This window comes from Burkholderia pyrrocinia, assembly GCF_018417535.1.
Taxonomy (GTDB): domain Bacteria; phylum Pseudomonadota; class Gammaproteobacteria; order Burkholderiales; family Burkholderiaceae; genus Burkholderia; species Burkholderia pyrrocinia_E.
Genome location: NZ_CP070977.1, coordinates 2,350,414 through 2,372,786, shown reverse-complemented (window position 1 = coordinate 2,372,786; position 22,373 = coordinate 2,350,414). Strand labels below are relative to the sequence as shown.

Below are 22,373 nucleotides of genomic sequence, written 5' to 3'. Positions count from 1 at the left end.
TTATTGGGTCGAGCCCGGTTTCTTCGGCGACACGCCTTGCTGCGCGCGGTTGCGCAGTTGCGGCTTGCCGGTGCGCGGCGCGTTGCCCTTCGCGGGGGCGGCGAGCTTCGCGGCGCGCGCGGTGTCGGTCGATTCGTCCGCGTCGGTGAACGACGCGGGGGCTGCCGCGCCTTCCGGCCTCCACACCTGGCCGATCGCGAGCGACTTCAGCTTCTTGCGGCCGCCGTACCAGAGGTTGACGATCCCGCGCGAGAAGAACACCGCGGAGAACATCGACGTCAGGATACCGAGGCAGTGCACGATCGCGAACGCGCGAACCGGGCCCGAGCCGAACGCGAGCAGCGCGAGGCCGGCGATCAGCGTCGTGACGTTCGAGTCGAGAATCGTCGCCCACGCGTGCGCGTAGCCGGCCTGGATCGCGAGCTGCGGCGGCTGGCCCGCGCGCAGTTCTTCTCGCACACGCTCGTTGATCAGCACGTTCGAGTCGATCGCCATGCCGAGCGCGAGCGCGATTGCGGCGATACCGGGCAGCGTCAGCGTTGCCTGCATCAGCGACAGCACGGCGACGAGCAGCAGCAGGTTCACCGACAGGCCGATCACCGAGACCACGCCGAACAGCATGTAGTACGCGATCATGAACACGGCGATCGCGCAGAAGCCCCAGATCACCGAGTGGACGCCCATCTTGATGTTGTCGGCGCCGAGGCTCGGGCCGATCGTGCGTTCCTCGATGATGTCCATCGGCGCGGCGAGCGAACCGGCGCGCAGCAGCAGCGCGAGGTCGGCCGCGGCCTGCGGCGTCGGCTGGCCCGTGATCTGGAAGCGGTCGCCGAGTTCCGACTGGATCGTCGCGACCGTCAGCACTTCGCCCTTGCCCTTCTCGAACAGCACCATCGCCATCGGCTTGCCGATGTTGTCGCGCGACACCGTGCGCACCGCGCGGCCGCCCGCCGAATCGAGGCGGATGTTGACCGACGGACGCTGGTGTTCGTCGAAACCGGCCGATGCATCGATGATGCGGTCGCCGGTGAAGATCACGTCCTTCTTCAGCAGCACGGGGGCCTGGATGCCCTGCGTGAACAGCTCCTCGCCCGGCGGCACGGGGTCGTTCGGGTTCGGGTGCGTGTTGATCGGGTCGGCGAGGCGTGCCTCGAGCGTCGCGGTGCGGCCGATGATGTCCTTCGCCTTCGCGGTGTCCTGCACGCCCGGCAGTTCGACGACGATGCGGTCGCTGCCTTGCTGCTGCAGGATCGGTTCCGACACGCCGAGTTCGTTCACGCGGTTGTGGAGCGTCGTCAGGTTCTGCTTGAGCGCGGCGTCCTCGACGGACTTCTGCACGGCCGGCGTGAACGTGCCGACGACCTGCGTGCCGCCGCCGCCGGGCTGGGTCGCCCATTGCAGTTCGGTGATCGACTGTGCGAGCACCTTGCGGGCGTCGTCCGCGGTCTGCGCATCGCTGAAGTTGACGACGACGGACTGGTCGACGCGGCTCACGCCGCCGTCGCGGATGTTCTTGTCGCGCAGCAGCGAGCGCGCGTCGGATGCGTCGGAGTCGAGCTTCTTCGTGAGCGCGCCCGTCATGTCGACCTGGAGCAGGAAGTGGACACCGCCGCGCAGGTCGAGGCCGAGATACATCGGCAGCGCGTGCAGGGCGGTCAGCCAGCGCGGCGACGCGCTCTGCAGGTTCAGTGCGACGACGTACTGCGGATCGTTCGGGTCGGCGTTCAGCGACTTCTGCAGCAGGTCCTTGACGCGCAGCTGCGTATCGGTGTCCTTCAGGCGCACGCGGATGTTCGCGTTGGTCGCCGTGTTCTCGAAGGTGACGTCGTCCGGCGTGATCTGCGCGGATGCGAGCGCCGATTCGACCTGGGTCAGCGTGGTCGAGTCGAGCTTGACCGTGGCCTTGCCGCTCGACACCTGCACCGCCGGCGCTTCGCCGAAGAAGTTGGGCAATGTGTACAGAAGGCCGATGGCGAGCGCCACGACCATCACGACATATTTCCAGAGTGGATAACGATTCATGAGGGGGCCGAACGGGTGGTTGGCGTGAAAGCGTCGCGTCCGGCGCCGCGGCGGCCCGCTCTCTCAGGCGGGCACGGCGCGGGGGGCCGGACGCTCGGTGAAGGGCTTACAGCGACTTGATCGTGCCCTTCGGCAGAATGGTCGTGACCGCGGCCTTCTGCACGGTGATTTCGGTGCCTTCGGCGATCTCGATGCCGATGTAGCCTTCGGTGACCTTCGTCACCTTGCCGACGACGCCGCCGCTCGTGACGACTTCGTCGCCCTTGGCCATGGCCGCGAGCATGTTGCGGTGCTCCTTCTGACGCTTCATCTGCGGACGGATCATGATGAAGTAGAGCACGCCGAACATCAGGATGAGCGGCAGGAAGCTCATCAGGCTCGATTCGGCGCCACCGGCACCTTGCGCGAAGGCATTGGAAATGAACGGCACGTTGGTCTCTCCGTAGGGGAAGATCGAAAAATAAGCCGGTTATTCTACCACCGGCCCCATGCGCAAACGGCTCGGCAAATGCGCTTTCGGATCAAGCTGTTAAAGCGCGAACCGGCACCATTGCGACTTGTTTGGAAAGGCAATTGTAATGTTTGGCGGTCGTGACGGGCGATTGGGGTGCGTTATTTAGTACACGTCCTATGTGACGAGCCCCCACGCGGCCCGTCAGTCGACGCCTCTCGCGCGATCCTCCGCGAAGCGCTGGCGGAACGCGTCGAACGTATGGGTCTCGATCGCATCGCGGATCTCGCTCATCAACTGCAGGTAGTAGTGCAGGTTGTGGATCGTGTTGAGCTGCGCGCCGAGGATTTCGCCGACGCGGTGCAGGTGATGCAGGTAGCCGCGCGAGAAGTTCTGGCACGTGTAGCACGTGCAGCTCGCATCGAGCGGCTTCAGCGAGTTCTTGTGCGTCGCGTTGCGGATCTTCACGTCGCCGAAGCGCGTGAACAGCCAGCCGTTGCGCGCGTTGCGGGTCGGCATCACGCAGTCGAACATGTCGACGCCGTTGGCGACGCCCTCGACCAGATCCTCCGGCGTGCCGACGCCCATCAGGTAGTGCGGCTTGTTGGCCGGCAGCTTCGGCCCCACGTGCCGCAGCACGCGCATCATGTCTTCCTTCGGCTCGCCGACCGACAGCCCGCCGATCGCGAGGCCGTGGAAGCCGAGCTCCGACAGGCCCGCGAGCGATTCGTCGCGCAGGTCCTCGAACATCCCGCCCTGAACGATCCCGAAGAGGGCATTCGGGTTGCCGAGCCGGTTGAATTCGTCGAGCGAGCGCTTCGCCCAGCGCAGCGACATGCGCATCGAGTCGGCCGCTTCCTTGTGCGTCGTCGGCACGCCGTCGGTTGCGTACGGCGTGCACTCGTCGAACTGCATCACGACGTCGGAATTCAGCACCTTCTGGATCTGCATCGATACTTCCGGCGACAGGAACAGCTTGTCGCCGTTGATCGGCGACGCGAACGTGACGCCGTCCTCGGTGATCTTGCGCAGGTCGCCGAGCGAGAACACCTGGAAGCCGCCCGAGTCGGTCAGGATCGGCTTGTTCCAGCCCATGAAGCCGTGCAGGCCGCCGTGTGCGTCGATCGTGTCGAGGCCCGGGCGCAGCCACAGGTGGAACGTGTTGCCGAGGATGATCTGGGCCTTGATCTCGTGCAGCTCGCGCGGCTGGATCGCCTTCACGGTGCCGTACGTGCCGACCGGCATGAAGATCGGCGTTTCGACCACACCGTGGTTGAGCTTCACGCGGCCGCGGCGCGCATGGCCGTCGGTCGTCAGCAGTTCGAATTCGAGCCCGCCCGCCGGGCGGTCGTGCACGGGGGCGTGCGTATCGTGGGATGAACCTTCGGTCATCGTGTCGTGCTCCTTGCTACCGGAAAAAGCTTTGCATGGGACCGGAGTATGCGCTGAAGCGCTGACTCCGGATCGCAAGTCCGGCGCATGTTGGAAACGCCGCCGGGCGACCGGCGGCGGTGAAAAAACGGGTGCTGCCATCGCGGCGCGCGGGGCGGGCAAACGGCGAATGCGGGTCGTGCCTGCGCGTGCCGCCGTGTGCTTAAACGCGCGGCGTCTCCGGTGTCTCCGGCGTGTCGCGCCGCGTGAGCAGCATCGCGTCGCCGTAGCTGAAGAATCGATAGCGTTCGTCGATCGCGTGCCGGTACGCCGCGCGGATCGTCTCGACGCCCGCGAACGCGGACACCAGCATCAGCAGCGTCGACTTCGGCAGGTGGAAGTTCGTGACGAGCCGGTCGACCACGCGGAATCGATAGCCGGGCGTGATGAAGATGTCGGTCTCGGCCTGCGTCGCCGCGAGCGGGCGGCCCGCTTCGTCGGCCGCGCGCGCGGCGGCTTCGAGCGCGCGCATCGACGTCGTGCCGACCGCGATCACGCTGCTGCCGCGCGCGCGGGTCGCGGCGATCCGGTCGGCGAGCGACTGCGGCAGGTCGTACCACTCGCTGTGCATCTTGTGCTCGGCGATGTTGTCGACGCGCACCGGCTGGAACGTGCCGGCGCCGACGTGCAGCGTCAGCGTCGCGCGTTCGACGCCCATCGCGTCGAGCTTGTCGAGCAGCGGCTGGTCGAAGTGCAGCCCGGCCGTCGGCGCGGCGACCGCGCCCGGATTGCTCGCGTAGACGGTCTGGTAGCGCGTCTCGTCGGTCGCGTCGGGATCGTGCTCGATATACGGCGGCAGCGGCAGGCGGCCGTACTGCTCGATCAGCACGAGGCACGGCTCGGGGAAGTGCAGCGTGAAGAACGGCTCGACGCGCTCGCCGACGGTCACGTCGAACGCATCGGCGAGACGCAGCGTCGTGCCGGCGCCCGGCGACTTGCTCGCGCGGATCTGCGCGAGCGCCGTGTGCGTGCCCGTCACGCGCTCGATCAGCACCTCGATCTTGCCGCCGCTGGCCTTCTGGCCGAAGAACCGCGCCTTCAGCACCTTGGTATCGTTGAAGACGAGCAGGTCGCCGGGCGCGATGCACGACGGCAGCTCGGCGAAACGGCGGTCGACGAAGCGCGCGGGCTCGACGGTGCGGTCGACCTCGAGCAGGCGGCTCGCGGTGCGGTCGGACAGCGCGGTTTGCGCAATCAGCTCGGGCGGCAGATTGAAATCGAAATCGGAAAGCGTGAACATGCGGGCTGGTTCGAAGCGGCCGGCGGGCGTCGCCGGCAGGGCGGAAACGCGTAAATGGGGCGCGCGAGCCGCTATGATGACGGGATGCGCGGCCTGGCCGGCGTCGTTCGTTCGGACGACGTGAAAGCCGCTATTGTACTTGCCTTGCGAAGCACCCAGACGATCCGATGCCTGTGTCACCACGCCGTTCCACCGCCACCGTTGCCGATTCCGCCGATCCGTTCGACTCGGAGGACGTTGCGTTGCCTGCGCATCGCGCGGCGGAGCGCGATGCGCAGGGGCATGCCGAGCCGCAGCGCGCCGCGCCGCGCCGGGCCGGCCCGAAGCGCGGCGCCGACGGGCGGCTCGCGCAGCCGGCCGCCGCCGCGCCCGATGCCGAAGGCGGCACGGGAACCGACGAAGCGGGCGCATCCGGCACGAAGCGCAAGAAGAAGGCGGCCGCCGACAAACCCGTGAAGACCGTCGACAAGCTCGCGAAGCTCGGCCTCACGCGCTCGATCGATCTCGTGCTGCATCTGCCGATGCGCTATGAGGACGAAACCACGCTCACGCCGATCGGCGAATTGCTGCCGGGCGGCATCGCGCAGACCGAAGGCGTCGTGTTCGACAACGAGGTCGCGTACCGGCCGCGCCGCCAGCTCGTCGTGAAGATCCAGGACGACGACGGCGAGCACCTCGTGCTGCGCTTCCTGAATTTCTACGGTTCGCAGGTCAAGCAGATGGCCGTCGGCCAGCGGCTGCGCGTGCGCGGCGACGTGCGCGGCGGCTTCTTCGGGATGGAGATGGTGCATCCGGCGGTGCGCGTGGTCGAAGCGGATGCGCCGCTGCCGCAGGTGCTCACGCCCGTCTATCCGAGCACGGCCGGCGTGTCGCAGGCCTATCTGCGCAAGGCGATCGAGAACGCGGTCGAGCGCACGCCGCTGCCCGAGCTGCTGCCGCCCGAGATCGATCGCGCGTACCTGAAGCCGCTCGGCGTGCCGTCGCTCGAGCAGGCCGTGCGTATCCTGCATCATCCACGCGTCGATTCCGACGAAGCCGCGCTGATGGATGGCTCGCATCCGGCGTGGACGCGCATCAAGTTCGAGGAGCTGCTCGCGCAGCAACTTTCGCTCAAGCGCGCGCACGAGGAGCGCCGCACGCGTGCGGCGCCCGCGATGCCGCGCCGCGCCGCGAGCGATGCCGACGCGCTGACGACCCGGCTCTACGCGGCGCTGCCGTTCACGCTGACCGGCGCGCAGTCGCGCGTCGTCGACGAGATCGCGCACGACCTCACGCTCGCGCACCCGATGCAGCGCCTGCTGCAGGGCGACGTCGGCAGCGGCAAGACGGTCGTCGCGGCGCTGGCCGCCACGCAGGCGATCGACGCCGGCTACCAGGCCGCGCTGATGGCGCCCACCGAAATCCTCGCGGAACAGCACGCGCGCAAGCTGCGCGCGTGGCTCGAGCCGCTCGGCGTCACGGTTGCGTGGCTCGCGGGCAGCCTGAAGGCGAAGGAAAAGCGCGCGGCGATCGAGGCGGCCGCGCTCGGTACCGCGCAGCTCGTGATCGGCACGCACGCGATCATCCAGGACACGGTCGAATTCGCGCGACTCGGCCTCGTGATCGTCGACGAGCAGCACCGCTTCGGCGTCGAGCAGCGTCTCGCGCTGCGCGCGAAGGCCGCGAACGCGGCCAACGGCGCGCGCGATTTCCAGCCGCACCAGTTGATGATGTCGGCCACGCCGATTCCGCGCACGCTCGCGATGACGTACTACGCGGATCTCGAGGTCTCGACGATCGACGAGCTGCCGCCGGGCCGCACGCCCGTGCTGACGCGCCTCGTCGGCGACGCGCGGCGCGAGGAGGTGATCGCCCGCGTGCGCGAGGCCGCGCTGACGGGGCGCCAGGTGTACTGGGTGTGCCCGCTGATCGAGGAGAGCGAGACGCTGCAGTTGCAGACGGCCGTCGAGACCTACGAGACGCTGGCCACGGCACTCCCCGAGCTGAAGGTCGGGCTCGTGCACGGCCGGCTGTCGCCGGCCGACAAGGCGGGCGTGATGGAAGCGTTCACGCGCAACGACGTGCAGTTGCTCGTCGCGACGACCGTGATCGAAGTCGGCGTCGACGTGCCGAACGCGTCGCTGATGGTGATCGAGCACGCGGAGCGCTTCGGCCTTGCCCAGTTGCACCAGTTGCGCGGCCGCGTCGGGCGCGGCACCGCGGCGTCGGTGTGCGTGCTGCTGTACACGGGGCCGCTGTCGATTACCGGTCGCGAGCGGCTGAAGACGATGCGCGAGACGACCGACGGCTTCGAGATCGCGCGGCGCGACCTCGAAATCCGCGGTCCCGGCGAATTCCTCGGCGCGCGCCAGTCGGGCGCGGCGATGCTGCGCTTTGCGAACCTCGAGACCGACGGCTGGCTGATCGACCCGGCGCGCGAGGCCGCGACGCGGCTGATCGCCGCGTACCCCGACGTCGTCACGCAGCATCTCGCGCGCTGGCTCGGCGCGCGCGAGCAGTACCTGAAGGCCTGATCCACCGGTTTGGGGCCGGATCCTGAACCGCCAGTCGACGCACCGCGATGCAGAGAAACTTGGCGAACCGGTGCCAGAGGGTGTATAAATTAAACCTATCGCCTGTATATCTCTGATTGACCCACAATGACGCTGACTGAATTGAAATACATCGTCGCGGTTGCGCGCGAGCGGCATTTCGGCCGCGCGGCCGAAGCATGCTTCGTGAGCCAGCCGACGCTGTCGGTGGCGATCAAGAAGCTCGAAGACGAGCTCAACGTGCAGATTTTCGAGCGCGGCGCGAGCGAAGTGAGCGTGACGCCGATCGGCGACCAGATCGTCACGCAGGCACAGCGCGTGCTCGAGCAGACCTTCGCGATCAAGGAGATCGCGAAGCAGGGCAAGGACCCGCTGGTCGGCCCGTTCCGCCTCGGCGTGATCTACACGATCGGGCCGTACCTGCTGCCGACGCTCGTCAAGCAGATGATCCAGCGCGTCCCGCAGATGCCGCTGATGCTGCAGGAAAACTACACGCTGAAGCTGCTCGAACTGCTGAAGCAGGGCGAGATCGATGCAGCGATCATGGCGCTGCCGTTCCCGGAAACCGGCCTGATGGTGCGACCGCTGTACGACGAGCCGTTCGTCGTCGCACTGCCGGCCGGCCATCCGTGGGAGAAGCGCCACGAGATCGACGCCGAGGACCTGAAGCAGGAAACCATGCTGCTGCTCGGCAACGGCCACTGCTTCCGCGATCACGTGCTCGGCGTGTGCCCGGAACTGATGCGTTTCTCGCAGACGGCCGACGGTATCCAGAAGACCTTCGAGGGCTCGTCGCTCGAGACGATCCGCCACATGGTCGCGAGCGGCGTCGGCATCACCGTGCTGCCGCGGATGTCGGTCGCCGAGGTCGGCCCGCGCGCGAACGGCCCCGATGCCGAGCTGCTGTCGTACGTGCCGTTCAACGAACCGGTGCCCGATCGCCGTGTGGTGCTCGTGTGGCGCAAGAGCTTCACGCGGATGCCCGCGATCGACGCGATCAGCGACGCGATTTCCGCATGCCAACTGCCGGGCGTCGCGAAGCTCGACATGCCGGCGACGATGAACTGAGCGAGCTGCGGCATGCCCATGCGTCAGCACGATGAACGGGGTCTTGCGGCCCCGTTTATTTTTCTCTATCCAATAGATAAAATTAATTAATTTAAATTAATCAATAGATGTGACTAGAATCCTTTATACGGATCGGCGTCGTGTCGACGTTCGATTTGCATGTGGAATGCAAGCGTCAAAGGAGGGTGTCATGATGCGATCGGTATTGCAGCACGCGCAGCGGAACATCCCGTTGCGCGACGAGGTCGTACATCGCGTCCGGGTGGCGGTTCGCAGCCTGCGTCCGATTGCGTTCGCGTATCTGGCGGACCGTGTGTATGGTGGATGAATGTCGCCGCATGCCGGTCCCGTGTGCCCCCGCTTCACCCGCCGTCAAGCCATGAGGAGGCATCGCATGTCCGAAAGCTTGAACACCACGCGCCTTACCGGCACGACGCCTGCCGGCAGCCGGTTTCCCGAGCGCCCCGCCTGCGGCGCCACGCAGCGGGAACGCGCGCCGAAGGCGCCGCACGACATCCCGTAGTACGACAGGAGGACCTACCTGTTCCGTTTCTTATCCCCGCAATGACACTCCACGGACCGCCCGGCACGCTGCCGGAGCGAGCAGGTGGAGGCATACGAGCAAGCCAAGGAGAAAACGCATGTCGAACGAAACGAAGTGCCCGTTCAACCACGCCACCGGCGCCGGCGCAACGAACAAGGACTGGTGGCCGAATCAGTTGAACCTGGACGTCCTGCACCGGCACTCGGCGCTGTCCGATCCGATGGACAAGGATTTCGACTACGCCGAGGCGTTCAAGAAGCTGGACCTCGCGGCAGTGAAGAAGGACCTGCACGCGCTGATGACGACATCGCAGGACTGGTGGCCGGCCGATTTCGGCCACTACGGCGGCCTGTTCATCCGCATGGCCTGGCACAGCGCCGGCACGTACCGCACGGCCGACGGCCGCGGCGGTGCGGGCGGCGGGCAGCAGCGCTTCGCGCCGCTCAACAGCTGGCCGGACAACGTGAGCCTCGACAAGGCGCGCCGGCTGCTGTGGCCGATCAAGCAGAAGTACGGCCGCAACATCTCGTGGGCCGACCTGCTGATCCTGACCGGCAACGTCGCGCTCGAATCGATGGGCTTCAAGACCTTCGGTTTCGGCGGCGGCCGCGTCGACACGTGGGAACCGGACGACGTCTACTGGGGCTCGGAAAAGATCTGGCTGGAACTGAGCGGTGGCCCGAACAGCCGCTACTCGGGCAAGCGCGACCTCGAAAGCCCGCTCGCCGCGGTGCAGATGGGCCTCATCTACGTGAACCCGGAAGGCCCGGACGGCAACCCCGACCCGGTCGCCGCCGCGATCGACATCCGCGAGACGTTCGCGCGGATGGCGATGAACGACGAAGAGACGGTCGCGCTGATCGCCGGCGGCCACACGTTCGGCAAGACGCACGGCGCCGGTCCGGCATCGAACGTCGGCCCCGCGCCGGAAGCCGCGGGCCTCGAGCAGCAGGGTCTCGGCTGGAAGAGCACGTTCGGCACCGGCAAGGGCGCGGACGCGATCACGAGCGGCCTGGAAGTCACGTGGTCGTCGACGCCGACGCAGTGGAGCAACGACTTCCTCAAGCACCTGTTCAGCTATGAGTGGGAGCTCACGAAGAGCCCGGCCGGCGCGCACCAGTGGGTCGCGAAGGATGCCGGCGACGTGATTCCGGATGCGTACGACGCGTCGAAGAAGCACCGCCCGACGATGCTGACGACCGACCTGTCGCTGCGTTTCGATCCGGCATACGAAAAGATTGCGCGCCGCTTCTACGAGAACCCGGCCGAGTTGGCCGACGCGTTCGCGCGCGCATGGTTCAAGCTCACGCACCGCGACATGGGCCCGCGCGCCCGCTATCTCGGCCCGGACGTGCCGGCGGAGCACCTGCTGTGGCAGGACCCGATCCCGGCTGTCGACCACGAGCTGATCGACGACGCCGACGTCGCGGCGCTGAAGGCGAAGGTGCTCGCATCGGGCCTGTCGGTGTCGCAGCTCGTATCGACCGCATGGGCGTCGGCTGCGACGTTCCGCGGGTCGGACAAGCGCGGCGGCGCGAACGGTGCGCGCATCCGCCTCGCGCCGCAGAAGGACTGGGAAGTGAACCGTCCGGCTGAACTCGCGAAGGTGCTCGCGACGCTCGAAGGCGTGCAGAAGGCGTTCAACGACGCGCAGACGGGCGGCAAGAAGGTGTCGCTCGCCGACCTGATCGTGCTGGCCGGTGCGGCCGGCGTCGAGCAGGCAGCGAAGAACGCGGGCGTCGCGGTGACGGTGCCGTTCGCACCGGGCCGCGAGGATGCGTCGCAGGAGCAGACCGACATCGACGCGATGGCGGTGCTCGAGCCGCTGGCGGATGGTTTCCGCAACTTCCTGAAGCATGCGTACAAGACGCCGGCCGAGGCGCTGCTGGTCGACAAGGCGCAACTGCTGACGCTGAGCGCGCCCGAGATGACGGTGCTCGTCGGTGGCCTGCGCGTGCTCGGCACGAACGTCGGAGATGCGAAGCACGGCGTGTTCACCGACCGTCCGGAAGCGCTGACGAACGACTTCTTCGTGAACCTGCTCGACATGGGCACGGAATGGCAGCCGGTGTCGGCCGCGAACGACGTGTTCGAAGGGCGCGATCGCGCGACGGGCAAGGTCAAGTGGACCGGTACGCGCGTCGACCTGATCTTCGGCTCGCACGCGCAACTGCGCGCGCTGGCCGAGGTGTACGGCAGCGCGGATGCGAAGGAGAAGTTCGCACGCGACTTCGTCGCGGCCTGGAACAAGGTGATGAACCTCGACCGCTTCGACCTCGCATGAACCTGGCCGCATCCTGATGCGGTAGCGCGGTAACGCAGCAACTTGAAGCGGCCGGTCGAACGACCGGCCGTTTCTTCTGGAACCGAAGTCTTGTCGAAGGAGTGACGACCATGACGCAAATGATGCTGGACATGCACGCCGCGTTCGCGGCACCGGTGACACGGGCGCCGGCCGCGATCGTGCGGCGCATCGTCGGCTTTGCGATCGCCGGCGGCGGCGCGGCCGTGCTGGTCGCGCAAGCGCTGCACGCGCTTGCGCCGGTTGCGGGCAACTGAGCGCGCAGTTTCGCGCGCGACGCGACACCGGCAGTCCACGCACGGATGCCGCACGTACGTGGCATGCGGATTGCCCGATACATGTTCGCCGGCTCAGCCTGATGAGTCAGGAATCCTGACAATAGCCGGGAGACGAAATGCCACACCGATCAAGATCGGCATCAGCGACAAGGACCGCAGGAAAATCGCGGATGGCCTGTCGCGCCTGCTGGCCGATACGTTCTCGCCGTACCTGAAGAAAGAGACGTTTCGTCATGGTCTTCCGGAAATGCACCGGCGCTTCCACCATGCGGGCAAAGATTGGCCGAAGTGCTTTCCGTCGGGCGCATGGGTTGATCTGGTTGAGCAATGCAGAAATGCGTCGTCGTCCGTCTCGATCACCCGGAAGTAGACGGCATGCACGCATGATCCGGGGAGCTGAATTGCGTCATCAGGCTGATCGTCGGCACGAGACTCGTGTCTCGGCGGCTTCGCGCGCCGTTGACCGGAGCCGGCATGATGGTCGTTGAGCGGCCTGCCGATTTGTGCGAATCTGTATCACCGACTTCGGCGTTCATCTCTACTGGCCCGGTACGGGAGACAACCATGGCCCTCGATCGAAGCGCGCGTCCGGAACGGACCGCTTTCGTCTTTGCAGGCGGGGGCAGCCTCGGTGCGATCGAGGTGGGCATGCTGCGCGAACTGCTCAATCACGGTCAACGGCCTGACTTCGTGGTAGGCGCGTCCGCCGGTGCGATCAACGCCGCGTATTTCGCCGGGCAGCCCGACGGCGACGGCGTCGCGAAGCTCGAAGCGCTGTGGTGCAACATCCGCCGGCGCGACATCATGCCGTTTTCGATGCTCGGCCTGTTAAGGACGGTTCTGCAGAACCGTGCACACCTCGTCGAGGCGACCGCGCTGCGGATGCTGCTGGAAAGGCATCTGCGGTATCGGTACGTGGAGCGCGCGTCGCTGCCGCTGCACGTCGTCGCGACCGACATGCTCAGCGGCAACGAAATCGTGCTTTCCTCCGGCCTCGTCGTCGATGCCGTGCTCGCCAGCGCGGCGATCCCGGGCGTGTTTCCACCGGTGCGGATCGACGATCGACTGATGGTCGACGGCGGTGTCGCGAACAACACGCCGATCTCGATTGCCGTCGCGCGGGGCGCGACGCGCATCGTCGTGCTGCCGGCCGGCTTCGCGTGCGCATTGCGCAAGCCACCGGGAAGCGCAATCGCGCAGGCGATGCATGCGCTGACGCTCGTGATCGCGCGCCAGCTCGTGCGCGATCTGGAGTTCTACGAAAGTCGCGCCGCGATCTGCGTGGTGCCACCCCTATGTCCGCTCGACGTCTCGCCATACGACTACACCCGTTGCAAGGAGCTGATCGAACTCGCGGCCGAGCGGACCCGCGCGTGGCTCGGCGATGGCGGCCTCGAACAGACGTTCATTCCGGGTGCGCTGCACGAGCACACGCACTCGGCAGAGCGGCCGACCTGCGATGCCGGTGCGTAGAACGAGCCCTGACCCTCGCGTTCCGTGGCACCAGCAGATGCATTTCGCGCCGGGCACGTTCGCCGGTTTCGCGAAGCTGTCGTCGGTGCGGGAAGCGAACGGCGTACCGGCCGCCGAAGCGTCGATCCGCCAGCTCGTCGAAGGGCACGAGACGGTCGTGCGTACCGCGCGCGAAATTTTCCCGATCGCTGCGAGCCGACTGCCGGCCTGCTGACGCAGCGCCTGCAGATGCGCGAAATGACCGCGTGGATGCGGCGGTCGCTGCTCGTGTAGGTTTGCAGCGGCTGGCCGGCTGGAGCGGGTGCGCCGGCACCGGCCTTGGCCGATCCGCATGCATCGGGCCGGACCCCGGCGGTGTGCCGAACGGATCGATCCGCACAAGCGTTGAATCTGTCCCTTGATTGATGTGTTTCGCGGCGCGGCCGTGTGCAGCGGGCCCCGGTGGTCCGGCCGCCGGTGGCGGTTGACGCTTGTGGCCCGCGCCGACATGACGCGAAGCGCCGCTCGGCTCTAAAATGCCGGGATTATCTTCCCGGTGGTTCGCCATGCTTGCCCGCTTTCCCCTGTATCTACGGCTCGTCCGGATGGACAAGCCGATCGGCAGCCTGCTGCTGCTCTGGCCGACGCTCAATGCGTTGTGGATCGCGTCGGACGGCCACCCGCGCTGGCCGCTGCTCGTGATCTTCTCGCTCGGCACGCTGCTGATGCGTTCGGCCGGCTGCGCGATGAACGACTACGCCGACCGCGATTTCGACCGCCACGTGAAGCGCACGGCCGACCGGCCGCTGACGTCCGGCAAGATCCGCGCATGGGAAGCCGTTGCGATCGCGGTCGGGCTGTCGTTCATCGCGTTCCTGCTGATCCTGCCGCTGAACACGCTGACGAAGGAGTTGTCCGTCGTCGCGCTGTTCGTCGCGGGTTCGTATCCATTCATGAAGCGTTTCTTCGCGATTCCGCAGGCGTATCTCGGCATCGCGTTCGGCTTCGGCATTCCGATGGCGTTCGCGGCCGTGCAGGACACGGTGCCGACGATCGCGTGGGTGATGCTGGCCGCGAACATTTTCTGGTCGGTCGCGTACGACACCGAATACGCGATGGTCGATCGCGACGACGACATCAAGATCGGCATCCGCACGTCGGCGCTGACGTTCGGCCGCTTCGACGTCGCGGCCGTGATGGCGTGCTATGCGGTGACGCTCGGCATCTACGTGTGGATCGGCGTGACGCTCGGCTTCGGTCTGGCGTACTGGGCCGGCTGGGCGGCGGCGGTCGGCTGCGCGCTGTATCACTACACGCTGATCAAGGACCGCGAACGGATGCCGTGCTTCGCGGCGTTCCGGCACAACAACTGGCTCGGCGGCGTGTTGTTCGCGGGGATTGCCGTACATTACCTGCTGGCCGGCAACTGAACGAAGCCGCGCGCCGGCGCGCGTTGCCAATAAAAAAGCGACCTGATGGCCGCTTTTTTTACGTCCGGTGCCAGGGCAGCCGGCACCCGGGCGCGCTTACACGCGGCCGAGCTCGTCGCCCATTTCCTTCGCGCGCGCCTCGGCCGCGAGCGCGCCTCGCACGATTGCTTCCTTCACGCCTTGCGCGTCGAACGACGCGAGCGCGGCGGCCGTCGTGCCACCCTTCGACGTCACGCGCTCGCGCAGCACGCTCGCCGGTTCGCCCGATTGCGCGGCGAGTTGCGCGGCGCCCGCGAACGTCGCGACCGCGAGCGCGCGGCCCTGTTCGTCGTTCATGCCGAGGCGGCGCGCGGCTTCCTGCAACGCTTCGATGAAATAGAACACGTACGCGGGGCCGCTGCCCGAAATGGCCGTGACGGCGTCGAGCTGCGCTTCGTCGTCGAACCATACGATCTCGCCGACCGCGCCGAGCACGTTCGATGCAAGTTCGCGGCCCGCCGCGTCGACACCCGGCAGCGCGGCGAGGCCCGTCACGCCCATGCCGACGAGCGCAGGCGTGTTCGGCATCGTGCGCACGACGCGCGCGTAGTCGCCGAGCCAGCGCGCGAGGTCCGTGCCGCGGATGCCGGCCGCGATGCTGATCACGAGCTGCGACTTCAGGTGCGGCGCGAGCGCCTGCGCGACGTCCTTCAGCACCTGCGGCTTCACCGCGAGCACGATCGCGTCGTAATCGGCGAGCGTCGCGTCGATGGTCGCGCCGGTGCGCACGCCGAATTGCTGCGCGGCGCGCGCGCGGACGTCTTCGTTGATGTCGATGGCATACAGGCCGTCGGCGGCGACGCCGCGCTTGATCAGGCCGCCGATCAGGGCCGCGGCCATGTTGCCGCCGCCGATGAATGCGATTTTCATGATGTCCGATTGAGCGAGTGAGTGAACGGAAAGGCGGAAAGGGCGTGGCGCTCAGTGCGAATAGTCGCGTGCGCCGAAGATCGCGGTGCCGACGCGCACGATCGTCGCGCCTTCGAGCACGGCCGCGTCGAGATCGGCGGACATGCCCATCGACAACGTGTCGAGCGGCAGGCCGCCGTCGCGCAACGCGTCGAACAGCGTGCGCAGCGCGCGATGCGGTGCGCGTTGCGCTTCGGTGTCGCCGGCCGGTTCGGGAATCGCCATCAGGCCGCGCAGCCGCAGCGACGGCAGCGCGGCGACCGCGCGCGCGACGTCGGCCACGTCGGCCGGCGCGACGCCGCTCTTCGACGCCTCGCCGCTGATGTTCACCTGCACGCACACGTTGAGCGGCGGCAGGTGCGCGGGGCGTTGTTCCGACAGGCGCTGCGCGATCTTCAGCCGGTCGACCGAATGGACCCAGTCGAAGCGCTCGGCGACCGGGCGCGTCTTGTTCGATTGCAGCGGCCCGATGAAATGCCATTCGAGGTCCGCGCGCAGGTCGGCGAGTGCGTCGATCTTGTCGATCGATTCCTGCACGTAGTTTTCGCCGAACGCGCGTTGCCCGGCCGCATGCGCGGCGCGCACGTCGTCGGCGGGAAACGTCTTCGAGACGGCGAGCAGCGACACGGCGGCGGGATCGCGGCCGGCCGCGCGGGCGGCTTCGGCGATGCGGCGATGAACGGATTCGAGACGGGCGGCGAGATCGGACATGACGGGCACGAAGACAGGCACGGAAGCAGGCATGAAGCCGAAGCGCCGCGGCACGCGGCGCTTCGATCCGCCCATTATACGGACGCCGCGCGCGAGGCCAGCCTCAGCCGTACAGCAGATGCTCGACGAGCTGGATCCAGTGCGCGACCGGAATCTGCGTGCCGCTCTGCAGGTGCGCGATGCAGCCGATGTTGCCGGACACGATCATCTGCGGTTCGAGCGCCTGCAGCTTCAGCAGTTTCTGCTTGCGCAACCGGTACGACAGCGACGGCTGCGTCAGCGAATAGGTGCCGGCCGAGCCGCAGCACAGATGGCTGTCGGCCGGCAGCCGCACGTCGATGCCGAGCGTCTCGAGCAGGCGTTCGACCTTGCCGCGCGACTGCTGGCCGTGCTGCAGCGTGCATGGCGGGTGGTATGCGACGGTATGGATCGCGCGGCGCCGCGCAAGCGTCGCGAGCTCGGCCTCGAACGGGAGCAGCACATCGGAGATGTCGCGCGTCAGCGAGACGATGCGCCGCGCTTTTTCCGCGTAGGCCGGGTCGTCGCGCAGCAGGTGCGCGTATTCGAGCACCGTCGCGCCGCAGCCCGACGCGTTCATCACGATCGCCTCGGCGCCTTGCTCGACATGGGGCCACCACGCGTCGATGTTGCGGCGCGCGTCGTCGAGCGCTTCGTCGTGATAGTTCAGGTGCAGCCGGATCGCGCCGCAGCAGCCCGCGTCGGGCGCGACGACCGTCTCGATGCCGAGCGCGTCGAGCACGCGCGCGGTCGCGATGTTGATGTTCGGCAGCATCGACGGCTGCACGCAGCCGCCGAGCATCACCATCTTGCGCGTATGCGTGCGGTGCGGCCATTCGAGCAGCCGCGTGCGCGGCGGCACCTTGTCGCGCAGCCGCTTCGGCAGCAGAGGCCGCACGTGCTGGCCGAGCCGCATCACGGGCGAGAACAGCGCGGCGTTCGGCACGAGGCTCGCGAGCACGCGGCGCACCAGACGCTGCTGCACGGGGCGCCGCACCTGCGCCTCGACGTGCTTGCGGCCGATCTCGACGAGCCGGCCGTACTCGACGCCCGACGGGCAGGTCGTCTCGCAACTGCGGCACGTGAGGCAGCGGTCGAGGTGCTGCTGCGTGCTGCGCGTGACGGTCGCGCCTTCGACCATCTGCTTGATCAGGTAGATGCGCCCGCGCGGGCCGTCGAGTTCGTCGCCGAGCAGTTGATAGGTCGGGCAGGTCGCGGTGCAGAACCCGCAATGTACGCACTTGCGCAGGATCGCGTCGGCCTCGTCGCCGTCGGGCGTGTTGCGGATGAAATCGGCGAGGTTCGTTTGCATCGAGCTGTTAGGGTCTGTTTACATATGGAACGCGCATGCGTTGCCACGAGAACGGCCGCTCGCGAGGCGCGCGACGCCGCGAATACTGACGTATTCGCAAGGAGCGCAACGCGGCGAGCGGCCGTTCTCGTGGCAACCCCAAATTAAAAAATTCATGTCACGGGAATGCCCGAAATCGCCCGTATGGCGGCGTCGCTCGTCGCTTGTTTGGCTCGGCCAAACGGCGCTCCTCACTTCTTGCCCTACGCGCGATTTCGGGCATTCGCATGTGCGTTCCATATGTAAACAGACCCTAAAGATCGGGGTAGAGCCGGCCGCGGTTGAAGATGCGCGCGGGATCGAACGCGGCCTTCAGCCCGCGGTGGATTTTCATCATCGGGGCGGGCAGCGGCGTGAATACGCCCGCGCTGCGGTCGTACGCGTCGCCCGCGCGGAACAGCGTCGCGTGGCCGCCGGCCTGCTTCGCGCTCATGCGTACGGTCTGCGCATCGGCGTCGGTGATCCACCAGCGCTGCGCGCCGCCCCATTCCATCAACTGGGTGCCGGGCAGGTGCATCGGTTCGGTGATCGACGGCAGCGCGAGGCGCCACAGCGCATAGTCGGGCGGGACGCCGTTGAAGAACGGGTCGGTATGCTCGCGCAGGCCGGCCCAGAAGCGTTCGGCTTCGACCGCGTCGACGACTTCGCCGCCGAGCAGCGTCTTCGCCGATTTCACGGCCGCCTCGGCACCCGACAGGCGCAGCACGAGCGTGCCGTTGCGCCAGCCGCTCGCGCTGACGGGCAGCGGATGGCCGCCCCATTCGTTGAGCTTGCGCACTGCGTCGGTCGCGGTCATCTCGAACTTCAGCGTGACTTCGGCGACAGGCATCGGCAGCACCTTGATCGACAGGTCGAGCATCAGCCCGAGCGTGCCGAGGGCACCGGCCATCAGCCGCGACACGTCGTAGCCGGCGACGTTTTTCACGACCTGCCCGCCGAAGCGCAGCATTTCGCCGCGGCCGTTCATCAGCGTGACGCCGAGCACGAAATCGCGCGGTGCGCCGCAGGTGGCGCGGCGCGGGCCCGCGAGGCCCGCCGCGATGCAGCCGCCGACGGTGGCCGCGCGGCCGAAGTGCGGCGGCTCGAACGGCAGCATCTGGCCGCACTCGGCGAGGACGGTTTCAAGCTGCGCGAGCGGCGTGCCCGCGCGGACCGTGACGACGAGTTCGGCCGGGTCGTACGACACGACGCCCTGAAACGCGCGCGTGTCGAGTATTTCGCCCTCGAGCGCCTGGCCGTACCAGTCCTTGGTGCCGCCGCCGCGTATCCGCAGCGGCCGGCCGTCGGCGCTGGCCGCGCGGATGCGCTCGGCCCATCCGGCGACGATGTCGTCCTCTTCCATGTTCTGTTGCTGCCTCGACTTGTTGTTCGGTCGATTGTACCGGGGTGGCGCGAATCCACATCGCGACTATCCCTAAGCCCCGTATTTCAGACAGCGTGCCTGCGCCGCCGCGCGAACGGGCCGCACGGGCCGCACGGGCCGCACGGGCACCGCAGCACGGCGCGGACGGCCGCCGGCGCGGGCGCGCCGCGCACGGCGCTCAGAAACGCGGCAGGTCGGGGTGCGGCAGCAGCCCGCCGCGCACGTGCTGGCGACCGTACTCGGCGCAGCGCGCGCGGGTCGGGATGCCCTTGTCGGGGTTCAGCAGCCCGGCCGGATCGAACGCGCGCTTGACCGCGAAGAACGCGTCGCGCTCCTGCGGCGAGAACTGTACGCACATCGAATTGAGCTTTTCGATGCCGACGCCGTGCTCGCCCGTCACGCTGCCGCCGAATTCCACGCAGCATTCGAGGATTTCCGCGCCGAACTGCTCGGCGCGGTGCAGTTCGTCCGGATCGTTCGCGTTGTACAGGATCAGCGGATGCATGTTGCCGTCGCCCGCATGGAACACGTTGATGCAGCGCAGCCCGTAGCGCGTTTCGAGCTGTTCGATGCGCGCGAGCAGCGGGCCGATCGCGCGGCGCGGCACCGTGCCGTCCATGCAGTAATAGTCGGCGGAAATGCGGCCGGCGGCCGGGAACGCGTTCTTGCGGCCCGACCAGTAGCGCAGCCGCTCTTGTTCGTTGCGCGACACCTGGATGCGCGTAGCGCCATGCTCGCGCAGCACGGCCGTCATCCGTACGATCTCTTCGGCGACTTCTTCCGGCGTGCCGTCCGATTCGCACAGCAGGATCGCCTTCGCGTCGAGGTCGTAGCCCGCATGCGTGAACGCCTCGACGGCCTGCGTGGCCGGCTTGTCCATCATCTCGAGCCCGGCCGGGATGATGCCCGACGCGATGATCGCCGCGACGGCCTCGCCGCCCTTGACGACGTCGTCGAAGCTCGCCATCACGAGTTGCGCGGTCTGCGGCTTCGGAATCAGCCGCACCGTGACTTCGGTGACGATCGCGAACATCCCCTCGCTGCCGATCATCACGGCGAGCAGGTCGAGGCCCGGCATGTCGAGCGCGAGCGAGCCGAACTCGACGATCTCGCCGTCGATCGTCACCGCGCGCACGCGCATCACGTTGTGCACGGTCAGCCCGTATTTCAGGCAGTGGACGCCGCCGGAATTTTCCGCGACGTTGCCGCCGATCGTGCACGCGATCTGCGACGATGGATCGGGCGCGTAATACAGCCCGTACGGCGCGGCGGCTTCCGAGATCGCGAGGTTGCGCACGCCGGGCTGCACGGTTGCCGTGCGCGCGTACGGGTCGACTTCGACGATGCGCGTGAAGCGCGCGAGCGACAGCACGACGCCGAGCGCGATCGGCAGCGCGCCGCCCGACAGGCTCGTGCCCGCGCCGCGGGGCACGATCGGCACCTCCATGCGGCGGCAGATCTGCACGATCCGCTGCACCTGCGATTCCGTTTCGGGCAGCGCGACCGCGAGCGGCAGGCGGCGGTACGCGGACAGGCCGTCGCATTCGTACGGCGCCGTGTCTTCGTCGCGATACAGCAGGCAGTGCGTCGGCAGCACGGCCATCAGGGCCTGCACGACTTCGCGCTGGCGCTGCGCGCGTGCTGCGCTCGACAGTTCGACGGGGGCGTTCATGGGGTCTCCTGCAGCAGGGGGCGCGATGTCGCGCCGCCGTCTCAACACGTGAAAATCTTGCCGGGATTCATCAGGTTGCGCGGATCGAGCGCGAGCTTGATCGCGCGCATCGTGTCGATCGCGTTGTCGCCGTGCTCCTTCGGCAGAAAGCGCATCTTGTGCAGCCCGACGCCGTGCTCGCCCGTGCAGGTGCCGCCGAGGCGCAGCGCGCGCTCGACGATCCTGTCGTTGATGTGCTCGGCTTCGGCGATTTCCTCGGGCTTGTCGGGATCGATCAGGATCGCGACGTGGAAATTGCCGTCGCCGACGTGGCCGACGATCGGGCAGGGCAGCGACGACGCGCGCAGGTCGACTTCGGTTTCCTCGACGCACGCGGCGAGCTGCGAGATCGGCACGCAGACGTCGGTCGTCACCGCGCGGCAGCCGGGCTTCAATTGCAGCATCGCGAAGTACGCGTTGTGGCGTGCGGCCCAGAGCCGGGTGCGATCCTCGGGGCGGGTCGCCCATTCGAAGCCCTGGCCGTTGTTCTGGCCGGCGAGCGCCTGCACGAGTTCGGCCTGTTCCTTCACGCCGGCCTCGGTGCCGTGGAATTCGAAGAACAGCGTCGGCGCTTCGGTGAGCGTCAGGTTCGAATGGCGGTTGATCGAGCGCACGGCGAGCGAATCGACGAATTCGACGCGCGCGATCGGCACGCCGATCTGGATCGTCTCGATCACGGTGCGCACCGCGTCGCCCATCGTCGGGAACGTGCAGATCGCGGCCGATACGGCTTCGGGCAGCGGGTGCAGGCGCAGCGTGATTTCGGTGATCACGCCGAGCGTGCCTTCGGAGCCGACGAACAGCCGCGTGAGGTCATAGCCGGCCGACGACTTGCGGGCGCGCGAGCCCGTCTTCACGACGCGGCCGTCGGCGAGCACCGCGGTCAGGCCGAGCACGTTCTCGCGCATCGTGCCGTAGCGCACGGCATTGGTGCCCGATGCGCGGGTCGCGGTCATCCCGCCGATGCTGGCGTCGGCGCCCGGGTCGATCGGGAAGAACAGGCCGGTGTCGCGCAGCGCTTCGTTGAGCGCCTTGCGCGTGATGCCCGGCTCGACCGTCACGGTCAGGTCTTCGGCGTTGATCGACAGCACGCGGTTCATTTCCGACAGGTCGAGCGAGATGCCGCCGCGCACCGCGAGCAGGTGGCCTTCAAGCGACGAGCCGGCGCCGTAAGGGATCAGCGGCACGCTGTAGAGCGAGCACAGCGACGCCACTTCGCGCACGTCGTCCGCGCTGTGCGCGAACACGACGGCATCGGGCAGTTGCGGATCGAACGGCGATTCGTCGCGGCCGTGGTGGGCGCGGACCGCATCGGCGGTCGACACGCGCTCGCCGAAGGCGGCGCGCAGCGCATCGAGCATGGCGGGGGGCAGCGGGCGGCGCGTGGCGGCTGGCGGGGCGGGGTGATTCACGAATGTCTCCTGACTGCTCGTCAAACTTTCGATCCATTCTACGCTGTAACGCCCGCTGCGCCCGCCGCCGCGGGCTGCGATAATCGTGTTCAACCCAACCGGGCTGCATC

General features: G+C 67.7%; 17 protein-coding genes and 2 pseudogenes. 9 read left to right on the top strand and 10 right to left on the bottom strand.

All coding sequences use genetic code 11. The features are described from left to right. From secD to queA, 4 genes are all read right to left on the bottom strand, one after another. Positions 1 to 2,022: a protein translocase subunit SecD gene (gene secD, locus JYG32_RS11010; RefSeq protein WP_174382412.1), complete on the bottom strand. Its 2,022-nt coding sequence runs from the start codon at positions 2,020 to 2,022 to the stop codon at positions 1 to 3. A gap of 106 nt (positions 2,023 to 2,128) precedes the next feature. Next, entirely contained in the window at positions 2,129 to 2,452 is a 324-nt protein-coding gene (yajC, locus tag JYG32_RS11005; protein ID WP_174382411.1) for a preprotein translocase subunit YajC, read from the bottom strand. 225 nt (positions 2,453 to 2,677) lie between these two features. Beyond that, complete coding sequence (tgt, locus tag JYG32_RS11000) at positions 2,678 to 3,865, bottom strand: tRNA guanosine(34) transglycosylase Tgt (RefSeq protein WP_174382410.1); 1,188 nt, start codon at positions 3,863 to 3,865, stop codon at positions 2,678 to 2,680. A gap of 202 nt (positions 3,866 to 4,067) precedes the next feature. Next, positions 4,068 to 5,144, bottom strand: coding sequence for a tRNA preQ1(34) S-adenosylmethionine ribosyltransferase-isomerase QueA (queA, locus tag JYG32_RS10995; protein WP_213263569.1), 1,077 nt, complete (start codon positions 5,142 to 5,144; stop codon positions 4,068 to 4,070). A 167-nt stretch (positions 5,145 to 5,311) separates the two neighbouring features. Here queA and recG point away from each other — a divergent pair, with 167 nt between their 5' ends. The 9 genes and pseudogenes from recG (at position 5,312) to ubiA (ending at position 14,749) form a co-directional block, all read left to right on the top strand. Beyond that, the gene (gene recG / locus JYG32_RS10990; RefSeq protein ID WP_213263568.1) at positions 5,312 to 7,657 is read left to right on the top strand and encodes an ATP-dependent DNA helicase RecG; all 2,346 of its coding nucleotides are present in this window, start codon (positions 5,312 to 5,314) and stop codon (positions 7,655 to 7,657) included. Between the two features lie 126 nt (positions 7,658 to 7,783). Beyond that, positions 7,784 to 8,743 (top strand): hydrogen peroxide-inducible genes activator, encoded by a 960-nt coding sequence (locus JYG32_RS10985; protein ID WP_174382407.1) that lies wholly within the window; start codon positions 7,784 to 7,786, stop codon positions 8,741 to 8,743. Positions 8,744 to 9,137: 394 nt separating this feature from the next. Further along, positions 9,138 to 9,266 carry a hypothetical protein gene (locus tag JYG32_RS39450; protein ID WP_283842715.1) on the top strand — a complete coding sequence of 43 codons (129 nt, stop codon included), beginning with the start codon at positions 9,138 to 9,140 and terminating at the stop codon, positions 9,264 to 9,266. A 118-nt stretch (positions 9,267 to 9,384) separates the two neighbouring features. Further along, on the top strand, positions 9,385 to 11,571 hold the full coding sequence (gene katG, locus JYG32_RS10980) for a catalase/peroxidase HPI (RefSeq protein WP_213263567.1): 2,187 nt from the start codon (positions 9,385 to 9,387) through the stop codon (positions 11,569 to 11,571). A gap of 110 nt (positions 11,572 to 11,681) precedes the next feature. Next, positions 11,682 to 11,846 (top strand): hypothetical protein, encoded by a 165-nt coding sequence (locus JYG32_RS10975; RefSeq protein ID WP_174382405.1) that lies wholly within the window; start codon positions 11,682 to 11,684, stop codon positions 11,844 to 11,846. Between the two features lie 115 nt (positions 11,847 to 11,961). Continuing rightward, positions 11,962 to 12,096 (top strand): annotated as a pseudogene (locus JYG32_RS10970) (DNA starvation/stationary phase protection protein); the annotation flags it as partial. A 335-nt stretch (positions 12,097 to 12,431) separates the two neighbouring features. Next, complete coding sequence (locus tag JYG32_RS10965) at positions 12,432 to 13,340, top strand: patatin-like phospholipase family protein (RefSeq protein ID WP_174382404.1); 909 nt, start codon at positions 12,432 to 12,434, stop codon at positions 13,338 to 13,340. 46 nt (positions 13,341 to 13,386) lie between these two features. Beyond that, positions 13,387 to 13,613: pseudogene (locus JYG32_RS10960) on the top strand (DNA starvation/stationary phase protection protein); the annotation flags it as partial. A 272-nt stretch (positions 13,614 to 13,885) separates the two neighbouring features. Beyond that, positions 13,886 to 14,749 (top strand): 4-hydroxybenzoate octaprenyltransferase, encoded by an 864-nt coding sequence (gene ubiA / locus JYG32_RS10955; RefSeq protein WP_174382403.1) that lies wholly within the window; start codon positions 13,886 to 13,888, stop codon positions 14,747 to 14,749. Between the two features lie 96 nt (positions 14,750 to 14,845). On the opposite strand, the gene proC is transcribed toward ubiA, so the two are convergent. The 6 genes from proC to JYG32_RS10925 all read right to left on the bottom strand — a co-directional run bounded on the left by proC (position 14,846) and on the right by JYG32_RS10925 (position 22,263). Then, complete coding sequence (gene proC, locus JYG32_RS10950; protein ID WP_213263566.1) at positions 14,846 to 15,658, bottom strand: pyrroline-5-carboxylate reductase; 813 nt, start codon at positions 15,656 to 15,658, stop codon at positions 14,846 to 14,848. 51 nt (positions 15,659 to 15,709) lie between these two features. Then, a complete protein-coding gene (locus JYG32_RS10945; protein WP_213263565.1) occupies positions 15,710 to 16,408 on the bottom strand; it encodes a YggS family pyridoxal phosphate-dependent enzyme in 699 nt (232 codons plus the stop codon). Between the two features lie 103 nt (positions 16,409 to 16,511). After that, the gene (gene glcF / locus JYG32_RS10940; RefSeq protein WP_174382400.1) at positions 16,512 to 17,738 is read right to left on the bottom strand and encodes a glycolate oxidase subunit GlcF; all 1,227 of its coding nucleotides are present in this window, start codon (positions 17,736 to 17,738) and stop codon (positions 16,512 to 16,514) included. A gap of 292 nt (positions 17,739 to 18,030) precedes the next feature. Further along, positions 18,031 to 19,119, bottom strand: coding sequence for a glycolate oxidase subunit GlcE (gene glcE / locus JYG32_RS10935; RefSeq protein WP_213263564.1), 1,089 nt, complete (start codon positions 19,117 to 19,119; stop codon positions 18,031 to 18,033). 199 nt (positions 19,120 to 19,318) lie between these two features. Continuing rightward, entirely contained in the window at positions 19,319 to 20,812 is a 1,494-nt protein-coding gene (locus tag JYG32_RS10930) for an FAD-linked oxidase C-terminal domain-containing protein (protein ID WP_034187153.1), read from the bottom strand. 41 nt (positions 20,813 to 20,853) lie between these two features. Continuing rightward, the gene (locus tag JYG32_RS10925; RefSeq protein WP_213263563.1) at positions 20,854 to 22,263 is read right to left on the bottom strand and encodes an FAD-binding oxidoreductase; all 1,410 of its coding nucleotides are present in this window, start codon (positions 22,261 to 22,263) and stop codon (positions 20,854 to 20,856) included. Positions 22,264 to 22,373 lie beyond the last annotated feature (110 nt).